The organism is Streptomyces sp. NPDC001852, from assembly GCF_042891825.1.
Classification (GTDB): domain Bacteria; phylum Actinomycetota; class Actinomycetes; order Streptomycetales; family Streptomycetaceae; genus Streptomyces.
In genome coordinates, this window is the sequence record NZ_JBIATN010000004.1 from 203,089 (window position 1) to 228,145 (window position 25,057).

At 71.8% G+C, this 25,057-nt stretch carries 25 protein-coding genes and 2 pseudogenes; 22 read left to right on the forward strand and 5 right to left on the reverse strand.

Annotated features, from left to right (window positions below; genetic code table 11):
* The first annotated feature begins 160 nt into the window (after positions 1-160).
* The 10 genes from ACFYZB_RS08860 (at position 161) to ACFYZB_RS08905 (ending at position 10,061) form a co-directional block, all read left to right on the forward strand.
* The gene (locus tag ACFYZB_RS08860; protein WP_228619074.1) at positions 161-421 is read left to right on the forward strand and encodes a hypothetical protein; all 261 of its coding nucleotides are present in this window, start codon (positions 161-163) and stop codon (positions 419-421) included.
* 10 nt (positions 422-431) lie between these two features.
* The gene (locus ACFYZB_RS08865; RefSeq protein WP_351206606.1) at positions 432-626 is read left to right on the forward strand and encodes a hypothetical protein; all 195 of its coding nucleotides are present in this window, start codon (positions 432-434) and stop codon (positions 624-626) included.
* Between the two features lie 239 nt (positions 627-865).
* Positions 866-1,150, forward strand: coding sequence for a Sec-independent protein translocase subunit TatA (gene tatA, locus ACFYZB_RS08870; protein ID WP_388756015.1), 285 nt, complete (start codon positions 866-868; stop codon positions 1,148-1,150).
* 47 nt (positions 1,151-1,197) lie between these two features.
* Positions 1,198-2,142 (forward strand): twin-arginine translocase subunit TatC, encoded by a 945-nt coding sequence (tatC, locus tag ACFYZB_RS08875; protein ID WP_351206602.1) that lies wholly within the window; start codon positions 1,198-1,200, stop codon positions 2,140-2,142.
* Between the two features lie 87 nt (positions 2,143-2,229).
* A complete protein-coding gene (locus ACFYZB_RS08880; protein ID WP_351206600.1) occupies positions 2,230-5,082 on the forward strand; it encodes a DEAD/DEAH box helicase in 2,853 nt (950 codons plus the stop codon).
* Between the two features lie 337 nt (positions 5,083-5,419).
* Positions 5,420-7,087 carry an ATP-binding protein gene (locus tag ACFYZB_RS08885; protein WP_351206598.1) on the forward strand — a complete coding sequence of 556 codons (1,668 nt, stop codon included), beginning with the start codon at positions 5,420-5,422 and terminating at the stop codon, positions 7,085-7,087.
* Positions 7,084-7,488, forward strand: a complete 405-nt coding sequence (locus ACFYZB_RS08890) for a roadblock/LC7 domain-containing protein (protein ID WP_351206596.1) — start codon at positions 7,084-7,086, stop codon at positions 7,486-7,488. Before ACFYZB_RS08885 ends, ACFYZB_RS08890 begins: the two co-directional genes overlap by 4 nt.
* Positions 7,485-7,910, forward strand: coding sequence for a DUF742 domain-containing protein (locus ACFYZB_RS08895; protein WP_388756020.1), 426 nt, complete (start codon positions 7,485-7,487; stop codon positions 7,908-7,910). Before ACFYZB_RS08890 ends, ACFYZB_RS08895 begins: the two co-directional genes overlap by 4 nt.
* Complete coding sequence (locus ACFYZB_RS08900; RefSeq protein WP_388756023.1) at positions 7,891-8,511, forward strand: ATP/GTP-binding protein; 621 nt, start codon at positions 7,891-7,893, stop codon at positions 8,509-8,511. The genes ACFYZB_RS08895 and ACFYZB_RS08900 overlap by 20 nt, the downstream gene beginning before the upstream one ends.
* Before the next feature lie 62 nt (positions 8,512-8,573).
* Positions 8,574-10,061 carry a cytochrome P450 gene (locus tag ACFYZB_RS08905; protein WP_388756026.1) on the forward strand — a complete coding sequence of 496 codons (1,488 nt, stop codon included), beginning with the start codon at positions 8,574-8,576 and terminating at the stop codon, positions 10,059-10,061.
* Here the strand turns inward: ACFYZB_RS08905 and ACFYZB_RS08910 are convergent.
* Positions 10,039-11,040, reverse strand: a complete 1,002-nt coding sequence (locus ACFYZB_RS08910; RefSeq protein WP_388756029.1) for an RluA family pseudouridine synthase — start codon at positions 11,038-11,040, stop codon at positions 10,039-10,041. The two genes, ACFYZB_RS08905 and ACFYZB_RS08910, sit on opposite strands and share 23 nt — an antisense overlap.
* A gap of 66 nt (positions 11,041-11,106) precedes the next feature.
* Here ACFYZB_RS08910 and ACFYZB_RS08915 point away from each other — a divergent pair, with 66 nt between their 5' ends.
* The 5 genes from ACFYZB_RS08915 (at position 11,107) to ACFYZB_RS08935 (ending at position 15,333) form a co-directional block, all read left to right on the forward strand.
* Positions 11,107-11,688, forward strand: coding sequence for a GNAT family N-acetyltransferase (locus tag ACFYZB_RS08915; protein WP_388756032.1), 582 nt, complete (start codon positions 11,107-11,109; stop codon positions 11,686-11,688).
* A 57-nt stretch (positions 11,689-11,745) separates the two neighbouring features.
* Entirely contained in the window at positions 11,746-12,417 is a 672-nt protein-coding gene (locus ACFYZB_RS08920; RefSeq protein WP_388756035.1) for a helix-turn-helix transcriptional regulator, read from the forward strand.
* Between the two features lie 168 nt (positions 12,418-12,585).
* Positions 12,586-13,593 carry an ATP-binding cassette domain-containing protein gene (locus tag ACFYZB_RS08925; protein ID WP_388756038.1) on the forward strand — a complete coding sequence of 336 codons (1,008 nt, stop codon included), beginning with the start codon at positions 12,586-12,588 and terminating at the stop codon, positions 13,591-13,593.
* Entirely contained in the window at positions 13,590-14,366 is a 777-nt protein-coding gene (locus tag ACFYZB_RS08930) for an ABC transporter permease (protein WP_388756041.1), read from the forward strand. Before ACFYZB_RS08925 ends, ACFYZB_RS08930 begins: the two co-directional genes overlap by 4 nt.
* Before the next feature lie 34 nt (positions 14,367-14,400).
* Positions 14,401-15,333 (forward strand): 5'-nucleotidase, encoded by a 933-nt coding sequence (locus tag ACFYZB_RS08935; protein WP_388756043.1) that lies wholly within the window; start codon positions 14,401-14,403, stop codon positions 15,331-15,333.
* 13 nt (positions 15,334-15,346) lie between these two features.
* Here ACFYZB_RS08935 and ACFYZB_RS08940 read toward each other — a convergent pair whose 3' ends face one another.
* Positions 15,347-16,192 (reverse strand): siderophore-interacting protein, encoded by an 846-nt coding sequence (locus ACFYZB_RS08940; RefSeq protein WP_388756046.1) that lies wholly within the window; start codon positions 16,190-16,192, stop codon positions 15,347-15,349.
* A gap of 106 nt (positions 16,193-16,298) precedes the next feature.
* A complete protein-coding gene (locus ACFYZB_RS08945; RefSeq protein ID WP_388756048.1) occupies positions 16,299-17,237 on the reverse strand; it encodes a 5'-3' exonuclease H3TH domain-containing protein in 939 nt (312 codons plus the stop codon).
* Positions 17,238-17,380: 143 nt separating this feature from the next.
* Here ACFYZB_RS08945 and ACFYZB_RS08950 point away from each other — a divergent pair.
* The 6 genes and pseudogenes from ACFYZB_RS08950 to ACFYZB_RS08975 form a co-directional block, all read left to right on the forward strand.
* Positions 17,381-17,734, forward strand: a pseudogene (locus ACFYZB_RS08950) (ATP-binding cassette domain-containing protein); the annotation flags it as partial.
* A 5-nt stretch (positions 17,735-17,739) separates the two neighbouring features.
* A pseudogene (locus ACFYZB_RS08955) lies at positions 17,740-18,111 on the forward strand (glycine betaine ABC transporter substrate-binding protein); the annotation flags it as partial.
* Between the two features lie 376 nt (positions 18,112-18,487).
* Positions 18,488-19,057 carry a helix-turn-helix domain-containing protein gene (locus ACFYZB_RS08960; RefSeq protein WP_351206572.1) on the forward strand — a complete coding sequence of 190 codons (570 nt, stop codon included), beginning with the start codon at positions 18,488-18,490 and terminating at the stop codon, positions 19,055-19,057.
* Entirely contained in the window at positions 19,057-19,776 is a 720-nt protein-coding gene (locus ACFYZB_RS08965; RefSeq protein WP_388756051.1) for a helical backbone metal receptor, read from the forward strand. The genes ACFYZB_RS08960 and ACFYZB_RS08965 overlap by 1 nt, the downstream gene beginning before the upstream one ends.
* A 299-nt stretch (positions 19,777-20,075) precedes the next feature.
* On the forward strand, positions 20,076-21,014 hold the full coding sequence (locus ACFYZB_RS08970; RefSeq protein ID WP_388756053.1) for a LysR family transcriptional regulator: 939 nt from the start codon (positions 20,076-20,078) through the stop codon (positions 21,012-21,014).
* 165 nt (positions 21,015-21,179) lie between these two features.
* Positions 21,180-22,133 (forward strand): phosphotransferase, encoded by a 954-nt coding sequence (locus tag ACFYZB_RS08975; RefSeq protein ID WP_388756055.1) that lies wholly within the window; start codon positions 21,180-21,182, stop codon positions 22,131-22,133.
* Here ACFYZB_RS08975 and ACFYZB_RS08980 read toward each other — a convergent pair.
* Entirely contained in the window at positions 22,117-22,803 is a 687-nt protein-coding gene (locus ACFYZB_RS08980) for a gamma-glutamyl-gamma-aminobutyrate hydrolase family protein (protein WP_388756057.1), read from the reverse strand. The genes ACFYZB_RS08975 and ACFYZB_RS08980 overlap by 17 nt on opposite strands.
* 52 nt (positions 22,804-22,855) lie before the next feature.
* Positions 22,856-23,593, reverse strand: a complete 738-nt coding sequence (locus ACFYZB_RS08985; RefSeq protein WP_351206562.1) for an FCD domain-containing protein — start codon at positions 23,591-23,593, stop codon at positions 22,856-22,858.
* A gap of 96 nt (positions 23,594-23,689) precedes the next feature.
* Between ACFYZB_RS08985 and ACFYZB_RS08990 the strand changes: the two genes are divergently transcribed.
* The gene (locus ACFYZB_RS08990; RefSeq protein ID WP_388756061.1) at positions 23,690-25,048 is read left to right on the forward strand and encodes a glutamine synthetase family protein; all 1,359 of its coding nucleotides are present in this window, start codon (positions 23,690-23,692) and stop codon (positions 25,046-25,048) included.
* Positions 25,049-25,057 lie beyond the last annotated feature (9 nt).

The window sequence follows — 25,057 nt, forward strand, 5'->3', positions numbered from 1 at the left end:
CCCGCAGGGGCGGGGGACTGTATCGACCTGCGGCTACCGCCGCGCGGGCGCGACCGGCCACGACGGCGCCGCAGCCGACGACGTTGCATCGACGGCCGGTGAAGGACCACGAGAAGGAGCGAGGCCTGTGAGCGAGTCTCCGGTGTCCGGTGTGGGTGAGATGACGGTGGCGGCCGCCTTCGCCGGGATGAGGAGAGCGGTCCCCGTGGTGTTCAAGGCGGGCTGCCCGGACTGCCGGGGCCGCTTCGAACTGGCCGCGAGCGCGCTGCGCCTCGCCATCGGCGCCACCAGCCGGACGACGTTCTACTCGTTCACCTGCCCCGAGTGCGGTGCCGCCGTGCGCAAGCCCGCCGGGGAGCGCATCGTCGAGCTGCTCACCGGCGGCGGGGTCCGCACGCTGCGCCTGCACACGACCGTCTAGTCTCGACGTCATGTTCTGGCCGATGTGCGCGGTAGCTTTGGGTTTCCTCGGTCTCGCGGTGCTGGGGGTGCTCGCCGTCCGGGTCTTCCTGGAGGCGCGGCGTCTCGGGCTGCAGGTCGCGGACTCCGCGCGCCGTATCAACCGGGCGGCCGAGGACCTGGAGCGGGCGGCGGGCCGCGCGGCCCGGGCCGTGGATGCGCTGTGATACCTGCAGGAGCGTGCGCTTTGGGTCACTTCGCCCTGTCACCCGACCGGCCCGTCCAGGTACGCTGCTGATCGCGGCCCGGAGAACGAGGCGCGGTCCGCAGAGGGAGCGGGAGTACGCACGGGGATTGTCCTACGTTCACCCCCGGGCGATACGATCGCTGCCAGCACGATGCTCGGACATTTGTCCGACCGGTCGGACAGCCCCGCCGCCCCGCCTCAGTGAGAAGGTGAAGACTTATGTTCCGCAACGCACTTGAGCCGTGGCACCTGGTGCTCCTGGTTCTGGTGATCGTCCTCGTGTTCGGCTCCAAGAAGCTTCCGGACATGGCGCGCTCGCTCGGCAAGTCCGCGCGCATCCTCAAGAGCGAGGCCAAGGCGATGAAGGACGAGGGCAAGCCGTCCACCACCCCCGCCCAGCCCGCGGAGGAGCAGACCCCGGCTCAGCGCACGATCCAGGCCGCGCCCGGTGACGTGACCAGCTCCCGGCCGGTCAACGAGCCGACGGACACGACCCAGCGCTGACGGGAGGACCGGAGCATCCGGTCCGCTGCACGAGATGAGGATGTGGGTTGCTCAAGTCTGCCCGCGTTAAGGAGAAGGATCCCGAGGGGCGGATGCCGCTCGCGGATCACTTGCGTGAGCTGCGCAACCGGCTCGCGAAGGGCATCCTGGCGATCGTCGTGGTCGCGGTGGTGTCGGCCTTCTTCTACAAGGACATCATCAACTTCATCACCCGGCCGGTGCTCGACTCGGTCGGCTGCGGGCAGTCCTTCGGGGAACTGGCCAAGAGCAAGAACGCCCACTGCGCGCACATCACGGTCAGCGGCCTGCTGGGGCCGTTCACCCTGGCTCTGAAGACCGCGCTGACGGCCGGTGTCGTGCTGGCGGCGCCGGTCTGGCTCTACCAGCTGTGGGCGTTCGTCGCGCCGGGCCTGCACCGGCACGAGAAGAAGTACGCCTACGCGTTCGTCGGTTTCGGCTTCCCGCTCTTCCTGGTCGGCGGCTACCTCGCCTACCACGTGCTGCCCGTGACGGCGAAGTTCCTGGTCGACCTCACGCCGTCCGGTACGGAGAACCTGCTCCCGCTGGACGAGCTCCTCGACCTGGTCACGCGCATGGTCGTGGTGTTCGGTCTCGCCTTCGAGATGCCGTTGCTCCTGGTGATGCTCAACCTGACCGGCATCCTGTCCGGTCAGCGGATGCTCGGCTGGTGGCGCGGCATGATCGTCGGCATCGCCGCCTTCGCGGCCGTGGCCACGCCGAGCCCCGACCCGGGCACGATGCTGGCGCTGGCGGCGCCGATCTGGGGGCTGTTCTTCATCGCCGTGGCCTTCTCGCTGCTCAACGACCGGCGCCGGGCCCGCCGCGAGGCGGAGGGTCCCGCCGACGACGAGGCCTCCGAGCTGGACCTCACCCCCGAGGACATCGGCGAGGTCGAGCCCGTCCCGGCCGCCCGCGCCCTGCCCGAGCAGACGGGCACGGACCGGGTCAACGGCTACGACGACGTGACCTGAGCCCGCGGCCCCACGCACCGCGCACGATGCCCCCGCCCCTGAGGGACGGGGGCATCGGTCTTTGCCGATCAACCCACGTTCCGGATAATGATCGTCCTGTTGTCAGTGGGGCCCGGTACGCTCGAAAGCACGATGACAGAGGACCTCTCACCGGCCGAGCGGTACGCGGCAGCCCGCAGGCGGGCAGCCGAGCAGGCCACCGCGCTCGCGTCCTTCCGCGAGATGTACGACTTCGGCCTCGACCCCTTCCAGATCGAGGCCTGCCAGGCGCTCGAGGCGGGGAAGGGCGTACTGGTGGCCGCCCCCACCGGCTCGGGCAAGACGATCGTGGGCGAGTTCGCCGTCCACCTCGCCCTGCAGCAGGGCAAGAAGTGCTTCTACACGACACCCATCAAGGCGCTGTCGAACCAGAAGTACTCCGACCTGTGCCGTCGCTACGGCACCCAGAAGGTCGGCCTGCTCACCGGCGACAACAGCGTGAACTCCGACGCACCGGTGGTCGTGATGACCACCGAGGTCCTGCGGAACATGCTCTACGCAGGTTCCCAGACCCTCCTCGGCCTCGGCTACGTGGTCATGGACGAGGTGCACTACCTCTCCGACCGCTTCCGCGGCGCCGTCTGGGAAGAGGTGATCATCCACCTCCCCGAGTCGGTGACGCTGGTGTCACTGTCGGCAACCGTCTCCAACGCGGAGGAGTTCGGTGACTGGCTGGACACGGTCCGTGGCGACACCGAGGTGATCGTCTCCGAGCACCGGCCCGTGCCCCTGTTCCAGCACGTCCTCGCCGGGCGCAGGATGTACGACCTGTTCGAGGAGGGCGAGGGCCACAAGAAGGCCGTCAACCCCGACCTGGCCCGCCTCGCCCGCATGGAGGCGACCCGGCCGTCGTACCAGGACCGCAGACGCGGCCGCGCGATGCGCGAGGCCGACCGGGAGCGCGAGCGCAGACAGCGCTCGCGCGTGTGGACGCCCGGCCGGCCCGAGGTCATCGAGCGCCTCGACTCCGAGGGCCTGCTCCCGGCCATCACCTTCATCTTCAGCCGCGCCGCCTGCGAGGCCGCCGTCCAGCAGTGCCTGTACGCGGGCCTGAGACTGAACGACGAGGAGGCGCGGGAACAGGTCCGTGCCCTGGTCGAGGAGCGCACCGCCCACATCGCGCCGGAGGACCTGCACGTCCTCGGGTACTACGAGTGGCTGGAGGGCCTGGAGCGCGGTATCGCCGCCCACCACGCGGGCATGCTGCCGACGTTCAAGGAGGTCGTCGAGGAGCTGTTCGTACGCGGCCTGGTCAAGGCGGTGTTCGCGACGGAGACCCTCGCGCTCGGCATCAACATGCCCGCCCGCTCGGTGGTGCTGGAGAAGCTCGTCAAGTGGAACGGCGAGCAGCACGCCGACATCACACCGGGCGAGTACACCCAGCTCACCGGCCGCGCCGGCCGCCGGGGCATCGACATCGAGGGCCACGCCGTCGTGCTGTGGCAGCGCGGTATGAGTCCCGAGCACCTCGCCGGTCTCGCGGGCACGCGCACGTACCCGCTGCGTTCCAGCTTCAAGCCGTCGTACAACATGGCGGTCAACCTGGTCGAGCAGTTCGGCCGGCATCGCAGCCGCGAGCTGCTGGAGACCTCCTTCGCGCAGTTCCAGGCCGACAAGTCGGTCGTCGGGATCTCCCGCCAGGTGCAGCGCAACGAGGAGGGCCTGGCCGGCTACAAGGCCTCCATGACCTGCCATCTCGGCGACTTCGAGGAGTACGCGCGGCTGCGCCGCGAGCTGAAGGACCGCGAGACCGAGCTGGCCCGGCAGGGCGCCAACCAGCGCCGGGCGGAGGCGGCCGTGGCCCTGGAGAGGCTCAAGCCGGGCGACGTCATCCACGTGCCCACCGGCAAGTACGCCGGTCTGGCGCTGGTACTGGACCCGGGTCTCCCGGCCGGCCGCTCCAACGGCCACCGCGGTTACGATCACTACGACGGACCCCGCCCGCTGGTGCTGACCGCCGAACGCCAGGTCAAGCGGCTGGCGTCGATGGACTTCCCGGTGCCGGTCGAGCCGCTGGACCGGATGCGGATTCCGAAGTCCTTCAACCCGCGCTCGCCGCAGTCCCGCAGGGACCTCGCCTCCGCGCTGCGCACCAAGGCCGGGCACATCCCGCCGGAGCGGGCCCGCAAGAAGCGCTCGCAGGCCGCCGACGACCGCGAGATCGCCCGCCTGCGCACGGCGATCCGCGCGCATCCCTGCCACGGCTGCAACGACCGTGAGGACCACGCCCGTTGGGCCGAGCGCTACCACCGGCTGCTGCGCGACACCTCGCAGCTGGAGCGGCGCATCGAGGGCCGTACGAACACCATCGCACGGACCTTCGACCGGATCGTGGCCCTGCTGACCGAGCTGGACTACCTGCGCGGCAACGAGGTCACCGAGCACGGCAAGCGCCTGGCCAGGCTGTACGGCGAACTCGACCTGCTGGCCAGCGAATGCCTGCGCGAGCGGGTCTGGGAGGGGCTCGACCCGGCCGAACTCGCCGCCTGCGCCTCGGCGTTGGTGTACGAGGCGCGGGTCGGCGACGACGCGATGGCGCCCAAGCTGCCCTCGGGCAGGGCGAAGGCCGCGCTCGGCGAGATGGTCCGGATCTGGGGCCGGCTGGACGGTCTGGAGGAGGAGTTCCGGATCAACCAGACCGAGGGCGTGGGGCAGCGCGAGCCGGACCTCGGCTTCGCCTGGGCCGCGTACATGTGGGCCTCGGGCAAGGGGCTCGACGAGGTGCTGCGCGAGGCGGAGATGCCCGCGGGCGACTTCGTGCGGTGGTGCAAGCAGGTCATCGACGTGCTGGGCCAGATCTCCGCGGCGGCTCCCGCGCAGGACTCGACCGTGGCGAAGGCTGCGCGCAAGGCGGTCGATCAGTTGCTGCGGGGGGTTGTCGCCTACTCGTCGGTGGGGTGACCCGCACCGCCCGGTGCCGGCAGGGGGGCCGTTTCGGCCCCCCTTTCACTTATCACGGTGAGTCACTTTCGCATGCCCGTACGCCGTGACCGAACGTGTTCGAATAGAAGCCGAGCGTGTAAATGGAGTCGAGCGTACTCCTGTCGCACGGGCCATTTCAGGTGCTTGCCGAATATGACACGGCGATGATCCGGTCGGACTAAGCTCGCCCGCGGCGCACCGAGTTGAGGTGAATTCGTGCGCCTGTTCCCAAACATGCGATAGATCCCGACAGTTCCATGAACCTTCCCCCCAAAAGCTCCCCCGACACCCAGCCGATTCATCTCAGAAGGCATCCATGGTGAGTGTTCAGAAGCCTCCCGGTGGCCGTGAACGTCCTTATGCCCGCGTCCTGTTGCCGCCGGCCATATTGATGGCCGCCGCGACCGGTGCGGCCGAAGCAATGGGGCCGGCGTCGGCCCGGATCGCCGTCGGCGTGGTCGGGGCGGTGGCCCTGCTGCTGATCCTCGCCACGGGTTCGGAGGCCGTCCGCCGCGGCCGCAGTCTCCGCGAGGAACGGGCCGAGCACGCCCGTCACACCGCGTATCTGGAACACCGGCTCGCCGCCCACGACGATCTGATGGGGCGCTTCGCGACCCAGATCATCCCCCACGGCCATCTGCGGCTGCGGGCCGGAGAACCGCTGCGGGACGTGATGGTCAACGGCTACGACGTCGACCCCGAACTGCGCAGCCTGCCCGACAACTACCGGGAGATGTTCCGCGCCGCGATGCGCGGGGCCGACCGCGAGATCACCATGCGCGACGCCACCGAGCGCTCCTTCGTGAGCATCGCCCGCCGCGTCCAGGCCATCGTCCACCAGCAGTCCAACGAACTGCGGGAGATGGAGGAGGACCACGGCCGCAACCCCGAGGTCTTCGACGACCTGCTGCGCATCGACCACGGCACCTCGCTGATCGGCCGCCTCGCCGACACCATCTCCGTCCTCGGCGGCGGCCGTCCCGGCCGCCAGTGGCCGCTGCCGGTCTCCCTCTACAGCACGCTGCGCGGAGCCATGTCGCGCATCCTGGAGTACCGCCGCATCCAGCTGAACTCCATCGTCAACATCAACATCAAGGGCACCTCCGTCGAGCCGGTCATCCACGCCGCCGCCGAGCTCTTCGACAACGCCACCCGCTACTCGCCGCCCACGGCCAAGGTGCACGTCACCGCCACCGAGGTGCAGGCCGGCATCGCCATCGAGATCGAGGACGCCGGTGTCAGCCTCACCGAGGAGTCCCGGGCCCGCATCGAGAAGATGATCGAGGACGCCAAGAACCTCGACGACGCCCACAACCTCGGCGAGAACCCGCGCCTCGGCCTCGCCGTCGTCGGCCGCCTCTGCAAGATGTTCGACATGGAGATCTCGCTGCGGGCCTCCGCCTACGGCGGCTGCCGCGCGATCCTCGTCGTGCCGCGCGTGATGACGACCACCGAGCCCGGTGTCGGCGCCGCCCACGGCATCGGCGCCACCGGCACCCCGATCCCCGCGCTCGGCGCGGTCGAGGGCCCCAAGCGCCCGCCGAAGAGGCGCCGCCCCACCAGCCCCAAGATCCCCGCCGGGATCTCCATGGAGGACGACGTCCCCGTGGTCACCGAGTGGACCGCGGGCGGCCTGCCGCAGCGCCGCAGCCGGATGAAGACCCCGATCAGCCAGCGCTTCGCCGAGGCGGCCGAGGTCGAGCAGGCCGAACGCGAGGGCAGGCCCAGCATCTGGTCGCAGCCCAGGCCCGAACCGGAGCCCGAGATCGACCCCCAGCGCAAGAAGCTCATGGAGCGGCCGATCGGCCAGGGGATCGAGGACTTCTGGAACGGCCTGCGCAAGGGCATGCCCGAGGGCGCCACCGGTCCCGAACTGACCGACTTCACCAGGCACCCGGAGAAGTACGTGCACCTGCTCAACGACTATGCGGACGAGCCCGTCGAGGGCGCCACCGTGGCCGACGACGAGGGGGACCTCAAGTGATCCAGCAGCGAGGCAACATCGACTGGATGCTCAAGCAGCTCAACGACGGCGTGCCGGGCATCGAGATGATCGTGGTCCTCTCCGCGGACGGACTGCGCATCGCCCGCTACGGCGGCGACCCCGACGCCGCCGACCGGGTGGCCGCCGCCTGCGCGGGCGTGCAGAGCCTGGCCGGCGCCATCATCAAGGAACTCCCCGGCGCCGGCGACATGCAGGTCGTCGTCTTCGAGATCGACGGCGGCTACTTCTACCTCATGAACGCCGGCGACAACGCCTACCTCGCCGTGCTCGCCGACGTGACCTGCGAGCCGGGCCGGATGAGCGGCATGATGCGCGACCTCGTCGTCCGGATCGGCGCCCATCTCACCAGTCCGCCCCGGCGGAACGGGCAGGGCGTATGACTCCTCCACGACGCAAACGGCGCGAGCCGAAGCCCGAACCCCCGCCTCCGCGGCCACAGACGCCGGATCCCAAGCCGGCCGACGGCGAGGCCGAGCCCAAGAACCCCGAACGGCTCTACACGGTCGCCGGTTCCGAGGACGGCGCACGTGCCGAACTCGACCTCGTGACGTTGATCGTGGCGCGCGACGCGCCCCAGATGGCCGCCTCACCCGAGCAGGCCGCCGTCCTGCGGCTCTGTGCCAACCCCCTGTCCGTGGCCGAGCTCTCGGCCTATCTGAACCTGCCGTTCAGCGCGATGACCGTCCTGCTCACCGAGCTGATCACGGCCGAACTGGTACAGGTGCGCGCCCCGGTCGTCCGCCGGGCGCTCCCCGACCGTTCACTCCTCGAAGCGGTGATGCATGGACTTCAACGGCTCTGACACCGTCCCCGGACCACGCGCCGAGGACCATCTGCCGCACACGGCCGAGACCGCGGTGAAGATCGTGATCGTGGGCGGCTTCGGTGTCGGCAAGACCACCATGGTCGGTTCCGTCAGCGACATCAGACCGCTGACCACCGAGGAGACCATGACCCAGGCCGGCATCGGCGTGGACGACAACTACGGCTCCGAGACCAAGACGGCCACCACCGTGGCCATGGACTTCGGCCGCATCAGCGTCTCCGAGAAGCTGGTGCTCTATCTCTTCGGCACGCCCGGCCAGGAGCGCTTCTGGTTCCTGTGGAACGGGCTGTTCGAGGGCGCGCTCGGCGCGGTCGTCCTCATCGACACCCGGCGCCTGGAGGTCAGCTTCGACGTCATGGGCCGCCTGGAGGAGCGCGGCGTGCCCTTCGTCGTCGCCGTCAACTCCTTCCCGGACGCGCCCCGTTACCCGCTCGAGGAACTGCGCACCGCGCTCGACCTGACCCCGGAGATCCCGATCATCGAGTGCGACGTACGCCGCCGGGCCTCCAGCAAGGACGTACTGATGACCCTGATGCGCTTCCTGCACTCGATCGCCCTGTCCCGCGCCCTCGTCTGACCCCGGCCGACCGACCCACACACCCTTTCGTCCCCCACATCCTTTCGTTCCGGAGCGAGACCGTGACGTCTGAATCCCCGTCCCTGACCGACACAGACCCCACCCCCGCACCGCCGCCGGGCTGCCCCGCGCACCGCCTGGGCCCCGGCGGACTGCACCGGCTCTACGGCCCCGACGCCGAGGACCTGGACGACCTCTACGAGCGCCTGCGGGAGCAGCACGGCGCCGTGGCCCCGGTGCTGCTGCACGACGACGTACCGATGTGGGTGGTCCTCGGGCACGCCGAGAACCAGCACCTGGTGCGCAGCCCCTCCCTGTTCACCCGCGACAGCCGGATCTGGACCCCGCTCGTGGAGGGCATGGTCAAGCCCGACCACCCGCTCATGCCGCACATCGCCTGGCAGCCGATCTGCTCGCACGCCGAGGGCGACGAGCACGAGCGGCTGCGCGCGGCGGTCACCGCGGCCATGGTCACCATCGACCACCGCACCCTGCGCCGCCACATCGGGCGCCACACCCAGGGCCTGGTCAACAGCTTCTGCGAACGCGGCCGCGCCGACCTGGTGTCCCAGTTCGCCGAGCACCTGCCGATGGCCGTCATGTGCGAGATCCTCGGCATGCCCGAGGAGTACGACGACCGGATGGTGCAGGCCGCCCGGGACGCCCTGAAGGGCACCGAGACCGCCATCCAGAGCCACGCCTACGTCATGGACGCGCTCAGCCGGCTCACCACCCGGCGCCGCGCCCGGCCCGAGGAGGACTTCACCAGTCACCTCATCACCCACCCCGCCGGGCTCAGCGACGACGAGGTCCGCGAACACCTGCGGCTCGTCCTCTTCGCGGCCTACGAGGCCACCGCGAACCTCCTCGCCAACGCGCTGCGCATGGTCCTCACCGAGCCGGGCTTCCGCGCCCAGCTCAGCGGCGGCCAGATGACCGTGCCGGAGGCGATCGAGCAGTCCCTGTGGGACGAGCCGCCCTTCAGCACCGTCCTCGGCTACTACGCCAAGCAGGACACCGAGCTGGGCGGGCAGCGCATCCGCAAGGGCGACGGGCTGCTCTTCGCGCCCGCGCCGGGCAACCTCGACCCGCGCATCCGTCCCGACCTGTCGGCGAGCATGCAGGGCAACCGCTCCCACCTCGCCTTCGGCGGCGGCCCGCACGAGTGCCCCGGCCAGGACATCGGCCGCGCCATCGCCGACGTCGGCGTCGACGCGCTGCTGATCCGCCTGTCCGACATCCAGCTCGACTGCCCCGAAGAGGACCTGCGCTGGCGTTCGTCCATCGCCTCCCGGCACCTGGTGTCCCTGCCCGTGCGCTTCGAACCGAAGCCGCAGCAGGACGTCAACGTCATGCCGGGGCCCGTGCCCGTCCCGCCGCAGCGCACCGGGCAGCCCCTCCCGCCGCCCGCCGGGCAGCCGGCGGCCGTCGAGTCCCGCCCCACCGCCCCGCGTCCCGTCGTCCCCGAGCCCTACCCCACGGCTCCGGCTCCGGCGGCGCGCCCCCGGGGCATCTGGCGGCGGCTGCTCAACTGGTGGCGGGGCGAGTAGCCGAACCGTCGGGGCAGCGCCCCAGGGGGCGCGGGACGCTGTCCCAGCCGTCGTACGACTCCCAGGCCCGGAGCACGCGTCCGCTGACGAACGTGTGCTCCGCTCCGGTGACCGGATCGGTGAACTCCAGCCTCCGCGCGAGCAGTTGCAGCGGACGCCGGAAGTCACCGGCCGGTACCGGGTCGGTCACGTCCGGATACAGCGGGTCGCCGAGGATGGGCACGCCGAGCGCGTTCAGATGCACCCGCAGCTGATGGGTCTGTCCGGTCGCCGGGACGAGCCGGTAGTGGCCAAGGCCGCCCCGGTGGCCGGCGAGCTCGACGTACGTCTCCGCGTTCGGCTCGCCCTCGGTCTCCCGGGCCGCCTGCACCCCGCGCTCCTTCACGATCCGGCTGCGCACGGTCCGGGGCAGGGCGAGCGAGGGGTCGTACGGCGCGATCGCCTCGTACTCCTTGCGTACCCGGCGGTCCCGGAACAGTGTCTGGTACGCCCCGCGCTCCTCGGGCCGCACGGTGAACAGCACCAGCCCCGCCGTGAGCCGGTCCAGGCGGTGGGCGGCGGTCAGCGTCGGGATGTCCAGCTCGCGCCGCAGCCGGGCCAGCGCGGTCTCGGCCACATGGCTGCCGCGCGGGGTCGTGGCGAGGAAGTGCGGCTTGTCTGCGACGACGATGTGCGCATCGCGGTACACGACCTCCACCGGGAACGGCACCGGCACCTCGGCGGGCAGCTCGCGATGGAACCACACGAACATCCCCGGCTCGTACGGCGCGTCCGCCGCCACCGCGCGCCCGTCGGCGCCCACGATCAGCCCGGCGTCGAACATCGCCTCGACCATGCCGGGCGCGGCACCCGTCAGCCGCTCCACCAGATGCTCCCGCACGGTGGCCCACGTCCCGCCGCGCGGCAGCCGCACCCGCACGGGGTCGACCCCGTCGCGCTGGGGGAGCGGGGCGGGCGGGGGTGGCGTACGGCGTCTCATCGGGGTCAAGGGTACGAGGCGGAAAGTCGGTGGGCCGACGGCCGTGCGGTCGGCAGGATGCGGGGCATGCCGTATCTCACCAGCCCGGTCGTTCCGGCCGGCACCCTCGCCCGTATCCCTCAGCCCAGCCTTCCCACCGGCGACGGCCTGCTGCTGCGCCCCTGGCAGGAGCGGGACGCGCCCGCCGTGTTCGCCGCCTTCCAGGACCCGCTGATGCACCAGTGGCACATCAAGGCGGCCGACTCCGAGGAGGAGGTCACCGGCTGGATCATCCAGTGGCGCAGCGGCTGGGAGGCCGAACACGAGGCCCAGTGGGCCGTCGTGGAGGCGGACACCGGTGAACTGCTGGGCCGGGTCGCGCTGCGCGAGATCCTGCTCGGCGACGGCTGCGCCGAGGTCGCCTACTGGACGGTGGCACGGGCGCGGGGCCGGGGGGTCGCGGTCCGGGCCACCACCACGCTGTCCCGCTGGGCGTTCGAGGAGATCGGTCTGCACCGCCTCGAGCTCTCGCACGCCACCGCCAACGAGGCCTCCTGCCGTGTGGCCGCCAAGGCCGGTTTCGCCGCCGAGGGCACCAGGCGCAGCGCCCTGCTCCATCCCGACGGCTGGCACGACATGCACCTGCACGCGCGTGTGCGCGGCGACTGAGCGAAGTGATCCATACGCGATACATCGTGAACATTGACCGTCGCGAGCAGACGCGATATGTTCGGCTACGGATATTCGAGAACGAGGTGGCGGAACGAGGTGGTGGCCGTGCCGGGAAAGCGCCGCAGGCTCGGCAATCCGCTGGCACTCGCCGTCCTGGTGACCCTGTGGCAGAAGCCGATGCATCCGTACGAGATCGCCCAGACCCTGCGCCGCCAGGGCAAGGACACCAGCACCAAGATCAACTACGGCTCGCTCTACACGGTCGTGCAGAACCTCGAAAAGCACGGCTTCGTCGAGGTGACCGACGTGGAGCGGCAGGGCAACCGCCCCGAGCGCACGGTGTACGGGCTCACCGCGGCCGGTCGTGAGGAGATGACCGAGTGGTTGTCGGACCTCATCGCCGTCCCCGCGAAGGAGTATCCGATCTTCGAGACCGCCCTGTCCCTCATGGGCGCGCTGCACCCCGACGAGGTGGTGCGGCTGCTGCAGGAGCGGCTCAGGGCCCTGGAGGTCCAGGCCGCCAGTGCACGGGGAGGGCTGGAGAAGCTGTACGAGACGCTGCCGCGGCTCTTCCTCGTCGAGACCGAGTACCAGTTGCACATGATCCTCGCGCAGGCGGAGTGGGTCCGCGGCTTCCTGGAAGAGATCAGGAAGGGCTCCCTGCCGGGCGTCGAGGCATGGCGGCACTTCCATGAAACGGGGGAGCTGCCCGCGGACTTCAGCTGAGAAGAACGACCCCGGCGGGGCTGTTGCAGCAGCTCCGCCGGGGTCTCGAACCCCGAAACGGATCCGCCGTGCGGCGGCTCCGGGCCATCGAGGTGCGGCACACCCAGGATAGCCCGGCGCTCTTCACGCGGATCTTCCATCCCTCACACACGCAGGAGAGCAGTCGTCATGAACACCCGTGCGCCCGCAGTGGAGGCGCGCCGGCTCGTCAAGAGCTATCCCGGTGACGTCACCGCACTGAACGGCATGGACATCACCGTGGCACCGGGCACCGTCTTCGGACTCCTCGGCTCCAACGGCGCCGGCAAGTCCACCACCGTCAAGATCCTCACCACCCTGGCCCGCCCCGACTCCGGCACCGCGACCGTCGCCGGGCACGACGTGCTGCGCCACCCCGACCGGGTGCGCCGCGCGATCGGCGTGGTCGCCCAGCAGTCCGGCGCCGACCCGGTCGCGACCGGCCGGGAGAACCTGCAACTCCAGGGCCGCCTCTACGGATTGACCGGCAACGCGCTGAACCGCCGGGTGGAGGAACTGCTGGAGCGGTTCACCCTCGCCGACGCCGCCCGCCGGCCGGTCAAGGGCTACTCGGGCGGCATGCGGCGCCGCCTGGACGTCGCCCTCGGGCTGGTCCACCGGCCCGAGGTGCTCTTCCTGGACGAGCCGACCACCGGCCTCGACCCGGAGGCGCGCACCGCGATGTGGGAGGAGATCGGCCGGCTGGCCGGCGAGGAGGGGCTGACCATCCTGCTCACCACGCACTACCTGGAGGAGGCCGACCGGCTCGCCGAACGCATCGCGATCGTCGACCGCGGCCGGATCGTGGTCGAGGGCACCCCGGACGTCCTCAAGGGCGAACTGCGCGGCGACGCCGTCCACCTGGAGCTGGGCGAGCCGGTCGGCGAGGCCGGCCGCACCCTGCTCACGGGCGCCCTGACCGCGCTGCCCGGGGTGCACGAGGCGCTGTGCGAGGGGCGCCGGATCAGCGTCCGCGCCGACGACGGCGCGGCCACGGTGCCCGCCCTGCTCGCCGCGCTGGACCGGGCCGGGGTCACCGTCTCCTCGGCCACCGTCGCCCGGCCCTCGCTGGACGACGTCTATCTGCGCCACGCCGGCCGCCGGTACGCGGAGGCGGAGGCCGAGACCGCGGCCGTGCCCGCCGGAGGTGCGCGATGAGCCAGGCCCTCACCCAGACCTGGTACATGACCCAGCGTCAGCTGCGGGTGTTCGCCCGGCAGCCCGCCTACGCCGTCATCACCCTGATCCAGCCGGTGATCTGGCTGTTCCTGTTCGGCAGCCTGTTCAGGAAGGTCGTCGAACTGGGCGGCTTCGGCACCACCTCGTACCTGGACTACCTGGTGCCGGGCGTGGTGGTGATGAGTGCGCTCAGCTCCAACATGTGGGCCGGCATGGGCACCCTGGAGGAGATCCAGCGCGGCACCCTGGACCGGTTCCTGACGACCCCGGTCAGCCGGGCCGCGCTGATGAACGGCAACGTCGTCAACAACGGTCTGGTCACGGCGTTCCAGTCGGTGGTCATCGTGCTGCTCGGCCTGCTCGGCGGCGCGGACTACCCCGGCGGCGCCGCCGGCGTCGCGATCCTGGTCCTCGCCTCCGTCCTGCTCGGCACGGTCTTCGGGGCCCTGTCCAACGCGCTCGGCATGCTCGTGCGCGAACGGGAGTCGATCATCGGCATCAACACCTTCCTGCTGCTGCCGCTGACCTTCCTCTCCAGCGCCTTCATGGCACCCGCCCAGATGCCCCGCTGGATACGGCACATCGCCGACTTCAACCCGCTCGACTGGGCCATGGTGGCGGGCCGTTCGGCGATGTCCGAGCATCCCGACTGGGGTGGCGTCCTCACCCGCGGCGGTGCGCTGCTCGCGCTGGCGGTCGCGGCGGTCTGGCTGTCGATCCGCACCTTCCGCTCGTACCAGCGCTCGGTGTGAACGCGAACGCGGTGCCCGGTGTGATGATGGAGGGATGCCGCCCTACGACCTCGCGAACCGGCTCGTCGTCGGTGTCGCCTCCAGCGCCCTGTTCGACCTGCGGGAGTCGGACGCGGTCTTCCGCGAGCAGGGCGAGGAGGCCTACCGGGCCTACCAGGAGGAGAACGTGGACGACACGCTCCGGCCCGGGGTCGCGTTCGCGTTCATCCGCAGGCTGCTGTCGCTGAACGACCTCGGCGAGCCGGGAGACCCGCTCGTCGAGGTCATCATCCTCTCCCGCAACGACCCCGACACGGGCCTGAGGGTCATGCGGTCGATCGAGGCCCATGAACTGCCGGTCAGCCGGGCGGTGTTCATGCAGGGCAGGGCGCCGTACGCGTTCATGACCGCGCTGAACATGTCCCTGTTCCTGTCCGCGAACGGCGACGACGTGCGTGAGGCGGTGGCGGCCGGCCTGCCGGCCGGGCATGTGCTCGGATCGTCGTACGCGGACGACCCGGCCGACCGGGAACTGCGGATCGCGTTCGACTTCGACGGGGTGCTCGCCAGTGACGCCGCCGAGCAGGTGTACCAGTCCGGCGGGCTGGAGGAGTTCCGCGCGCACGAGACCCGGAACGCGGCGACCCCGCACGACCCGGGACCGCTGCGGGACTTCCTCGCCGGTGTGAACCGGATACAGCGCCGGGAGGAGGAGCGGCGCAGGACCGACCCGGACCATCCGAGCCGGGTCCACGTCTCCATCGTGACCGCGCGCGCCGCGCCGGCGCACGAGAGGGCCGTGCGGAGCCTGAAGCAGTGGGGCGTGACGGTCAACGGCGCCTTCTTCCTCGGAGGCATCGAGAAGGGCGCCGTCATGAAGGTGCTCAGACCCCACATCTTCTTCGACGACCAGGTGACACACCTGCAGAGCACGTCCCGGACCACGCCGAGCGTGCACGTCCCGTTCGGCAGGATCAACGAGACCTGAGCGGGCGTCGCTCTCAGGCGGCCGCCGCGCCGCTCTCCTGCTCGGCCTCGATACGGGCGTTCCACTCCCGCTTGGAGGCCTGCCAGCCGTCCTCGTTGTGACCCAGGCGCCAGTAGCCGGAGATCGACAGGTCCTCGCGCGGGATGTCCAGCTCGACCCGCAGCAGCCGGCGCAGCTCCTTCACGAAACCCGCCTCGCCGTGCACGAACGCGTGCACCCGGCCCTCGGGGAACTCGAGCGCGCGTACGGCCTCCAGCAGTGCCTCGCCGACCGGCCGGTCCCCGCGGTGCAGCCAGACGACCTGCACATCGGAGTCGATCTTCTGCTCCTCCCCGGGGCCGGAGACCTCCACGAAGGCATGGGCGCGGGCGCCGGCGGGCAGTGCCTCCAGGGACCGGGCGATCGCGGGCAGCGCGCTCTCGTCGCCGGCGAGCAGATGCCAGTCGGCCGCGGGATCGGGGGCGTAGGCACCACCCGGGCCCATGAAGCGCACGGTCTCACCGGGCTGCACCCGGGTGGCCCACGGGCCGGCAAGGCCCTCGTCGCCGTGGACGACGAAGTCCAGGGTCAGCTCCCGCTGTTCGGCGTTCCAGGCGCGCACGGTGTAGGTCCGGGTCACCGGCCACTGCTCCCGCGGGAACTCCGCGCGGATCCGCTCCAGGTCGAAGGGTTCCGGGTAGGTCACGCCCTCGGGGCCGAAGAGCAGCTTCACATAGTGGTCCGTGCAGGTGTCCGCCGCGAAGTCGGCCAGGCCCTCGCCGCCGAGCACCACGCGCTGCATGTGCGGGGTCAGCCGCTCGGTGCGGACCACATGGGCGGTACGGGTCTTGCGCGGCTTTCGTACCGGACGCTCTGCCATCACGACCTCCAGCAAGATGGTTAGGTTTACCTAAGTTAGCATCCCGCTCCGTGGTGACGGCTCCTTCCCGAGGCCCGCTGCAGAGCCCTTTGCCGGAATATTTCGGTCAAGGGGTCACTGCCGGCCCCTCTGCGAGCGTGGTCAGCAGCCGCTGCAGGGAGCCGCCGAGCCCCCATCGCACGGCCAGCTGCTCCAGCGCCGCCGGGTCCCGCGGGGCGCGCGGCACCGCCGTGCCGACGTCCGGCAGCGGAACGTCGTCCGCCACCCGCACCACCTTCGGCGCCACCGCGACGTACGGGGCGGCCTCGGTGAGCCGCTTGCGCTGCGACGGCGTGAGCCTGGCCCGTGGCTCGTCGACCGCCGCCATGATCCCGGCCAGGTCGCCGAACTCGGCCAGCAGCTTGGCGGCCGTCTTCTCGCCGATCCCGGGCACGCCCGGCAGGCCGTCGCTCGGGTCGCCGCGCAGCAGCGCCAGGTCCGCGTACCCCCGCCCGTCGACCCCGTACTTCTCGCGCAGCACCGCCTCGTCGGTCAGCTGCAGCGTGCCGACGCCCTTCAGCGGATAGAGCACCCGGATGCCGCGCGCGTCGTCCACCAGCTGGTACAGATCCCGGTCACCGGTGACGATGTCCACCGGGCCCTCGGCGCGCGCGGTGAACGTGCCGATCACGTCGTCCGCCTCGTACCCCGCGACGCCGACCCGGGCGATGCCGAGCGCGTCCAGCACGTCCTCGATGACCGGTACCTGCGGGGAGAGGGTGTCCGGCACCTCCTCCTCGTCCGGCGCGCCCTCGTGTTCCTCGGCGACCCGGTGCGCCTTGTAGGTGGGGATGAGGTCCACCCGCCACTGCGGCCGCCAGTCGGCGTCCATACAGGCCACCAGCTGCTGCGGCCGGTGGTCCCGGACCAGCCGGTCGATGAAGTCCAGCAGCCCGCGCACGGCGTTCACGGGCGTGCCGTCCGGTGCCTTCACGGAGTCCGGGACGCCGAAATAGGCGCGGAAGTACAGCGATGCGGTGTCGAGGAGCATGAGTCGTCCGGTCACGTTCGCATCATGCCGCACCGCACCGACAGTCACCCGGTCGGCGACAGCGGCCACCTCCGGCGTGGCCGCTCCGTGAGGCGCGCCGCGCCGGCCGGCGGGGTCACCGGCACGCGGGCCCGGGCCGGCCGCACCCACCCTGTGAGGTGGACCGAGCGGTGGAACGCCTGCGGCAGGGCGCGGACAGGAAGGAGCTGCGCGCCGACGGCACCACCACCGCCGTGATCGACGCCTCCTTCCGCGTCGAGGCGGGCGGGATCTTCGTCGTCATGAGCCTGTCGGGCTCCGGCAAGTCCACCTTCCTGCGCATGCTCAACGGCCTCCTGGAGCCGACCGCCGGCAGCGTCCGATTCGACGGCCAGGACCTGACCGCGCTCACCGCCCGCGAACTGCGCGAGCTGCGCTCGAAGAAGATCAGCATGGTCTTCCAGTACTTCGCGCTGTTCTCGCACCGCAGCGTCCGCGACAACGCCGCCTACGGCCTGGAAGTGCAGGGCGTGCGCCCATGTTCGCCGAGCTCAAGCGCGCCTACGCCAGGAAGCAGCCGGTCGTCGTCACCCTGTGGTCCCCGCGCTGGGCCTACAGCGACTACGACCTGAAGAAGCTCGAGGACCCCCGGGGGGCCTGGGGCGGCGGAGACGGCGTGCACACCCTGGCCCGCAAGGGCTTCGCCCGGGACAACCCGCAGGTCGGCCGCTGGCTGAAGGGCTTCTCCAGGACCGAGAAGCAGCTCACCGGACTGGAGGCGCGGATCCAGCAGGCCGGCAAGGGCAAGGAGCAGGACGCCGTCCGCGCCTGGCTGCGCGAGCACCCCGGCCTGGTCGACAAGTGGGCCCCGGTCGCCGGGAAGGACGCCGGGAGCCAGGCCACCGGGTGAGCCGGGAGCCTGGCGGCCGGGTGACCTGACGACTGGCCCGCCCCTCGCGGTATCTTCGGGTTCTTCAGGCGCACTTCACCGGTACGGCAAGGATCCGGCCAATCACGTTTGGTGACGACCCTTGGCCCCGGCCTGGGCTCCCGCCCCTGCCGGTCGGCATATGCACCCTGGCCCGAACCCGCCCAGGACCAGCCGGAGGCCCGTCACCCTGGCGCGAACCATGAGGGTGGGGGACTCGGCAGCATGTCGGGTATGTGGCGGCGGCGTGAAACGGTTTGCCGAACATGCGTAGGGTGCAGAGAAGTCATCGGAGGAGGTGTGCCCCGAGCCGGGCACCCGTACAGCGGCACGACGAGCGAGGGAGGGAGCCGGAGCGATGGGCGACCACAAAGAACAGCCCGTGCGGGTGGGCGCGGCCGTCCGGCGGCGCCGCCGTGCCCTGGAGCTGACCCTTGCCGTCGTGGCCGAGCGCAGCGGTCTGTCAGTGCCCTTCCTCAGCCAGGTCGAGAACGACCGGGCCCGTCCCAGCCGTACCTCACTGGAGAAGCTGGCCGACGCCCTGCGCACGACGGCCGTCGAACTCCTCGCCGCCGCCGACCCGGCGGCCAGCGTGGACGTCGTCCGCGCCGACCCGGCCGCCGAGGGCGACCTCGCGCCCCGGACCCGCTCCCTGGTGCGCGGCCACCATCAGCTGCACGCCTCCGAGTTCACCGGCGACCACGATGCCGGCCGTGAGTTCCAGCACCGCAACGACGAGCTGATGTACGTCGCCGACGGCGCGGTGGAGATCGAGGCGGAGGGGCGTGCGTACCGCCTCGGTCGCGGCGACACCCTGTATCTGACGGGTGGCGTGCGGCACCGGTGGCGGGCGACGGTGCCGGACACGCGGGTGATCGTGGTGGCCGTGGCGGAGCACATCGAGGCCGTGCAGGACCGGTCCCGCTAGTGCGGGTCGTCTCCCTGGTCCCCTCCCTCACCGAGGCCGTGGCCGTCACCCTGCCCGGAGTCCTCGTCGGCGTCACCGACTGGTGCACCCACCCGGCCGGCCTCGACGCCGCCCGGATCGGCGGGACGAAGAACCCCGGGCTCGACCGCGTCCTCGCCCTCGCCCCCGATCTCGTGATCGCCAACGAGGAGGAGAACCGCGCCCCGGACCTGGACGCCCTGCGCGCGGCGGGCCTCGAGGTGCTGGTCACCGAGGTGCGCGGCGTGCCGCAGGCCTTCGCCGAGCTGGCACGGGTGCTCGGCGCGTGTGGTGCGCCGGGGCGGCCCTGCTGGCTTCAGGAGGCGCAGGCGGCCTGGGACGCGCTGCCGGAGCCGGTCGGACGCAGGACCGCGGTCGTACCGGTGTGGCGCCGGCCCTGGATGGTCCTCGGCCGGGACACGTTCGCCGGTGACGTCCTGGCCCGGCTCGGCGTCGACCACGTGTACGCCGGTCATCCCGACCGCTATCCCCGCGTCCCCCTGGACGAACTGCGGGCAGCAGCCCCGGACCTGGTGGTGCTGCCGGACGAGCCCTACCGCTTCGCCGCCGACGACGGCCCGGAGGCCTTCCCCGGTCTGGCCTGCGCCCTGGTCAGCGGGCGGCACCTGACCTGGTACGGCCCGTCGCTGGCCGAGGCGCCCCGGGTGCTGTCCGAGGCGCTGCGAGCAGCTCACCGCTGAGCAGACCGCGTACGGTGCGGGTGGCGGCCGCCGCCCAGGCGACGGCGAGCAGGGTGTACAGCCCGAGGGCCGGCGCGTCGTGGACCGCCGGACCGGTGTGCCGGGCGAGAAGGCGATGGGCCTCGCAGGGAGTTGCCCGCGTTCCGACCCTGTGCGCTCTGCAGGATCGCTCAGCGGGGGGGCTGCGGCCGCGCCCAGCAGGTGGGCGCGGGCCTGGTCCCGGACCGTGGTCCCACGGTCCTGCCCCCTGTCCGCGCCTGACCAGGGAGTTCTCTTCTGTCAGGGCATAAGCTGGTCTTATGAGTGAGGTGGAGGGGCAGCGAGAGCGCACGGAACCGGACCGCACGGCGTCGCTGGCGCACCGGGTGCCCGATCTGGCGGCGCTGGAGCTGCTGCTGGCGGTGGCGCGGCTGGGCAGTCTCGGTGCGGCGGCGCGCGAGGTCGGCATCACCCAGCCCGCCGCCAGCAGCCGGATCCGCTCCATGGAACGGCAACTGGGCGTGGCCCTCGTCGACCGCTCGCCCCGCGGCTCCCGGCTCACGGACGCGGGCGCCCTGGTGACGGACTGGGCCCGCCGGGTGGTCGAGGCGGCGGCGGCCTTCGACGCGGGGGCGCGGGCGCTGCGGGACCGGCGGGACTCGCGCCTCAGGGTCGCGGCGAGCATGACCATCGCCGAGTACCTGCTCCCGGGCTGGCTCCTCGCGCTGCACGCCGAGCGGCCCGACACGGCGGTGTCCCTCCTCGCCGGCAACTCGGCGAAGGTCGCGGAACTGTTGCTCGCCGGGGAGGCGGACCTCGGGTTCGTGGAGGGTCTGTCGGTCCCGACGGGGCTGGACTCCGCCGTCATCGCCCGCGACCGCCTGATCGTCGTCACCGCGCCCGGCCACCCCTGGGCCCGCCGTCGGCGCCCCGTGACGGCGCAGGAGCTGGCGGGCACCCCGCTCATCCTGCGTGAGCGCGGTTCCGGCACCCGGCAGGTCCTGGACGCGGCGCTCGGCGGGCTCGCCCGGCCCCTGATCGAGCTGTCCTCCACCACGGCGGTCAAGGCGTCCGCCGTCAGCGGCGCGGGCCCCTCGGTCCTCAGCGAACTGGCGGTGGGGGAGGAGCTGGCGATGCGGCGCCTGGTCAGCATCCCGGTGGAGGGCGTCTCCCTGCACCGCGAGCTCCGCGCGGTCTGGCCGACGGGCCACCGGCCCACGGGCCCGGCGCGGGAGTTGCTGTCGCTGACGCGGGGGTGAAGCTGTGCCGATATGCGGCTCCGCCGCGTGGGCGCGACCAGCCACAACGGGCCCGCACCCGGCAGCGATCCACGCCCCCTGCGGCGCCAACCCGCCCGCCGCCACGACGAACCCGCGCCGAAAACCCTTGGTCGGGCCGCGCAGCGATCCGGCACCATGCTGCGCATGACTCTCACCGCCCCGCCCGCCGCAGGCGTCCGTGCCCCCTGGGAAGACCTCCCGGCCGCCGTCCGTGACGCCGTCGGCGAGGTGCTCGGGGCGCCGGTCGTACGGTCGCAGACACAGCGCGGCGGCTTCTCGCCCGGCGTGGCCGCGCGGGTGCGCACCGCGGCGGGCGGCACCGGATTCGTCAAGGCGGTGAGCGGCGACGCCAATCCGCACAGCCCCGGCCTGCACCGCCGGGAGGCCCGGATCGCCGCCGCGCTCCCGGCCGCCGTACCCGCGCCCCGGCTGCTCGGGACGTACGACGACGGCACCTGGGTGGCGCTGGTCTTCGAGGAGGTGGCCGGGCGCCAGCCGCACGTGCCCTGGCGGCCGGACGAGCTGCGCCGGGTGCTCGACGCCGTGACCGCGCTCGGCCGCACCGGCACGCCGTGCCCCCTCGACGTCCCGCCCGTCGCCGAGGAGCTGGCCGGCACCTTCGACGGCTGGCGCCGGCTGCTCGGCGGCGAGGCCGGGGACGTGCGCGACCGGCTCGGCGCCTGGACCGCCGGCCATCTGGCCGACCTCGCCGCGCTGGAGGCCGGCTGGGCCGAGGGCGCCTGGGGGGACACCCTGACCCATGCCGACCTGCGCGCGGACAATGTGCTGCTCACGGCCGACGGAGGCGTCACCTTCGTGGACTGGCCGCACGCCGTGCGTGCCGCGCCCTGGTTCGACCTGCTCGTGATGCTGCCGTGCGTGCGGGCGCAGGGCGGGCCCGATCCGGAGGAGGTGTTCACCGCGCACCCGCTGGGCCGGGAGGCCGACCCGGACGCCGTGACCGCCGCGCTGGCCGGCCTCACCGGCTACTTCCTGCGCAGCTCCCTGAACCCGGCACCGCCGGGCCTGCCCACCCTGCGCCCCTTCCAACGCGCCCAGGGCGACGCGGCCCTGGAATGGCTCAGGAAGCGGCTGTGACCAGCGCCCGCATCACCCGCAGGTCCTCGCCCATCTCGGGGTGCCACTGCACGCCCAGCACCCAGCCCCGGTCCGCGGGCAGCTCGACCGCCTCCACCGTGCCGTCCGCCGCGTAGGCCGACGGCACCAGTCCCGTGCCGAGCCGGTCCACGGCCTGGTGGTGGTAGGTGGGCACGGTGGTCTCCTCCGGGACGATCCCGGCGTACAGGCTCCCCGGAACCGGCTTGACCGGGTGGCCGCCGAACACGCCGACGACCTCCGCGTGCCCCTCCAGGTGCTGGACCAGCGTCCCGCCGAGCGCCACGTTCAGCAGCTGCATGCCCCGGCAGATGCCCAGCACCGGCATGCCGGCGTCCAGCGCGGCCTCGATGAGGGCCAGTTCCCAGGCGTCGCGGGCCAGGGCGGGCGGACCCGTACGGGGCTCGCGCTCGGCGCCGTACCGGGCCGGGTCCACGTCCGGGCCGCCGGCGATCACCAGCCCGTCCAGCCGGGCCACCGTCTCCGCCGCGCGCTCGGGCGTGTCCGGCGGCAGCATCGCGGCCAGCCCGCCGGCCCGCTGCACCAGCCGTGGATAGCCGGCCGGCAGCAGCACGGCGTCCAGCTCCCACACCCCCCAGCGTGCGCCGGACTCCAGATAGGTGCTGATCCCGATCAGCGGTCGTACGGTCATGCCGCCCTCCAGGGAAGTCAAAGGTTCACCCCGATACCTTTCCAGAGCCACCTCACGCCAGGAAGCCCCGCAGCAGCGCCGCCGTGCCCCCGCAGTGCTCGCGCATCATCTCCCGCGCGCCGTCCGCGTCCCCGTCCAGCACCGCCTCCACCAGCGCGGTGTGCTGGCGCTGCGAGTGCTCCAGGTTGCGCACCAGCAGCGGGATGCAGTCGAGCAGGTCGTTCACCGTGGCCCTCACCGCCGCGTACTGCGCGGTCAGGGAAGGGGATCCGCACAGCTCGGCGAGGGTCAGGTGGAGCAGGGTGTCCAGGCGGCGGTAGTCCGCCAGCGGGGCGTCGTGCGTGCGGGCCAGCGCCTCGCGCAGCCGGTCCGCCTGCTCGTCGTCAAGTCCGTGCGCCGCGCACAGCCCGGCCGCACCCACCTCCAGCACCTCGCGGAAGCGCAGCACGTCCTCGATGTCGACCTCGGCGATCCGGCGCCGCAGCTCGTCCTCGCCGCCCGCGTCCGTGCGCGGCAGCACGAACGTTCCGCCGTAGCGCCCCCGCCGCGCCTCCACCAGCCCCTGGTCCTGCAGCACCTTCAGCACCTCGCGCAGCGTCACCCGGCTGATCCCGAGCCGCTCCGCCAGCTCCCGCTCGGCCGGCAGCCGTTCCCCGCCCGGCACCAGGCCGAGCCGCACGACCTGGAGGATCTGCTCCAGTGCCTCCTCGAAGCCGTTGCCCGCCCGCACCGGCCGCAACACCGGAGCGAGCCGGTCACCCACCCCCTGAGCGTCACTCTCCCAGGACATCCGGCCGTACCCCCTTCCCAAGCAATGGTTCTGAGCAATACCTTATGGCTCCCGGCCCGGCCGAAAAAGCGCGAAGGCGCCGAAGGAGGCTCTCCCGTGGCAGACCGCACACCCCCGCTCAGCGTCGAGGAACTGCACGCCCTCGTCGCGAGCGGTGAGATCGACACTGTCGTCCTGGCCTTCCCCGATATGCAAGGGCGGCTGCAGGGCAAGCGGTTCGCCGCCCGGTTCTTCCTCGACGAGGTCCTGCACCACGGCACCGAGGGGTGCAACTACCTCCTCGCCGTCGACACCGAGATGAACACCGTCGACGGCTACGCGATGTCCTCCTGGGACCGCGGCTACGGCGACTTCGCCCTGCACCCCGACCTCGCCACCCTGCGCCGCATCCCCTGGCACCCCGGCACCGCCCTGCTCGTCGCCGACCTCGCCTGGAACGACGGCTCCCCGGTCGTCGCGGCGCCCCGCCAGATCCTGCGCCGCCAGCTGGAGCGGCTCGCCGAGCTCGGCCACACCGCCCAGGTCGGAACCGAGCTGGAGTTCATCGTCTTCAAGGACAGCTACGAGGAGGCGTGGGACGCGGGCTACCGGGGGCTGACCCCGGCCAACCAGTACAACATCGACTACTCCATCCTCGGCACCGGCCGCATCGAGCCCCTGCTGCGCCGGCTGCGCAACGACATGGCCGGCGCGGGCCTGACCGTCGAGTCCGCCAAGGGCGAGTGCAACCCCGGCCAGCACGAGATCGCCTTCCGCTACGACGAGGCCCTGGTCACCTGCGACCAGCACGCGTTGTACAAGACCGGCGCCAAGGAGATCGCCGCCCAGGAGGGCGTCTCGATCACCTTCATGGCCAAGTACAACGAGCGCGAGGGCAACTCCTGTCACATCCACCTCTCGCTCGCCGACGCCGACGGAAACAACACGATGGCCGACGGCGACGGAATGTCCGACGTCATGCGGCACTTCCTCGCCGGACAGCTCGCCGCAATGCGCGACTTCTCGCTCCTCTACGCCCCGAACATCAACTCCTACAAGCGGTTCCAGCCGGGTTCCTTCGCGCCGACCGCCGTCGCCTGGGGCCACGACAACCGCACCTGCGCCCTGCGCGTGGTCGGACACGGCCGCTCCCTGCGCTTCGAGAACCGACTCCCCGGCGGCGACGTCAACCCCTACCTCGCCGTGGCGGGGCTGGTCGCGGCCGGCCTGTACGGCATCGAGCAGAAACTCGAACTCCCCGAGCCCTGCCCGGGCAACGCCTACACCGCAGACTTCGCGCACGTCCCGACCACCCTCCGCGAAGCCGCCGAGCTCTGGGAGAACAGCCCGATCGCCAAGGCCGCCTTCGGCGACGAGGTCGTCGCGCACTACCGCAACATGGCGCGCGTCGAGCTGGAGGCCTTCGACGCCGCGGTCACCGACTGGGAGCTGCGCCGCTCCTTCGAACGCCTGTGAAAGGTCAAT

Excerpts from the sequence above, each read along its gene's own strand:
- ACFYZB_RS08860 (WP_228619074.1), top strand. The coding sequence starts at position 161 with ATGACGGTGGCGGCCGCCTTCGCCGGGATGAGGAGAGCGGTCCCCGTG.
- ACFYZB_RS08865 (WP_351206606.1), top strand. The coding sequence starts at position 432 with ATGTTCTGGCCGATGTGCGCGGTAGCTTTGGGTTTCCTCGGTCTCGCG.
- tatA (WP_388756015.1), top strand. The coding sequence starts at position 866 with ATGTTCCGCAACGCACTTGAGCCGTGGCACCTGGTGCTCCTGGTTCTG.
- ACFYZB_RS08880 (WP_351206600.1), top strand. The coding sequence starts at position 2,230 with ATGATCGTCCTGTTGTCAGTGGGGCCCGGTACGCTCGAAAGCACGATG.
- ACFYZB_RS08885 (WP_351206598.1), top strand. The coding sequence starts at position 5,420 with ATGGTGAGTGTTCAGAAGCCTCCCGGTGGCCGTGAACGTCCTTATGCC.
- ACFYZB_RS08895 (WP_388756020.1), top strand. The coding sequence starts at position 7,485 with ATGACTCCTCCACGACGCAAACGGCGCGAGCCGAAGCCCGAACCCCCG.
- ACFYZB_RS08900 (WP_388756023.1), top strand. The coding sequence starts at position 7,891 with ATGGACTTCAACGGCTCTGACACCGTCCCCGGACCACGCGCCGAGGAC.
- ACFYZB_RS08910 (WP_388756029.1), bottom strand. The coding sequence starts at position 11,040 with ATGAGACGCCGTACGCCACCCCCGCCCGCCCCGCTCCCCCAGCGCGAC.
- ACFYZB_RS08915 (WP_388756032.1), top strand. The coding sequence starts at position 11,107 with ATGCCGTATCTCACCAGCCCGGTCGTTCCGGCCGGCACCCTCGCCCGT.
- ACFYZB_RS08920 (WP_388756035.1), top strand. The coding sequence starts at position 11,746 with ATGTTCGGCTACGGATATTCGAGAACGAGGTGGCGGAACGAGGTGGTG.
- ACFYZB_RS08925 (WP_388756038.1), top strand. The coding sequence starts at position 12,586 with ATGAACACCCGTGCGCCCGCAGTGGAGGCGCGCCGGCTCGTCAAGAGC.
- ACFYZB_RS08930 (WP_388756041.1), top strand. The coding sequence starts at position 13,590 with ATGAGCCAGGCCCTCACCCAGACCTGGTACATGACCCAGCGTCAGCTG.
- ACFYZB_RS08935 (WP_388756043.1), top strand. The coding sequence starts at position 14,401 with ATGCCGCCCTACGACCTCGCGAACCGGCTCGTCGTCGGTGTCGCCTCC.
- ACFYZB_RS08940 (WP_388756046.1), bottom strand. The coding sequence starts at position 16,192 with ATGGCAGAGCGTCCGGTACGAAAGCCGCGCAAGACCCGTACCGCCCAT.
- ACFYZB_RS08960 (WP_351206572.1), top strand. The coding sequence starts at position 18,488 with ATGGGCGACCACAAAGAACAGCCCGTGCGGGTGGGCGCGGCCGTCCGG.
- ACFYZB_RS08970 (WP_388756053.1), top strand. The coding sequence starts at position 20,076 with ATGAGTGAGGTGGAGGGGCAGCGAGAGCGCACGGAACCGGACCGCACG.
- ACFYZB_RS08975 (WP_388756055.1), top strand. The coding sequence starts at position 21,180 with ATGACTCTCACCGCCCCGCCCGCCGCAGGCGTCCGTGCCCCCTGGGAA.
- ACFYZB_RS08980 (WP_388756057.1), bottom strand. The coding sequence starts at position 22,803 with ATGACCGTACGACCGCTGATCGGGATCAGCACCTATCTGGAGTCCGGC.
- ACFYZB_RS08985 (WP_351206562.1), bottom strand. The coding sequence starts at position 23,593 with ATGTCCTGGGAGAGTGACGCTCAGGGGGTGGGTGACCGGCTCGCTCCG.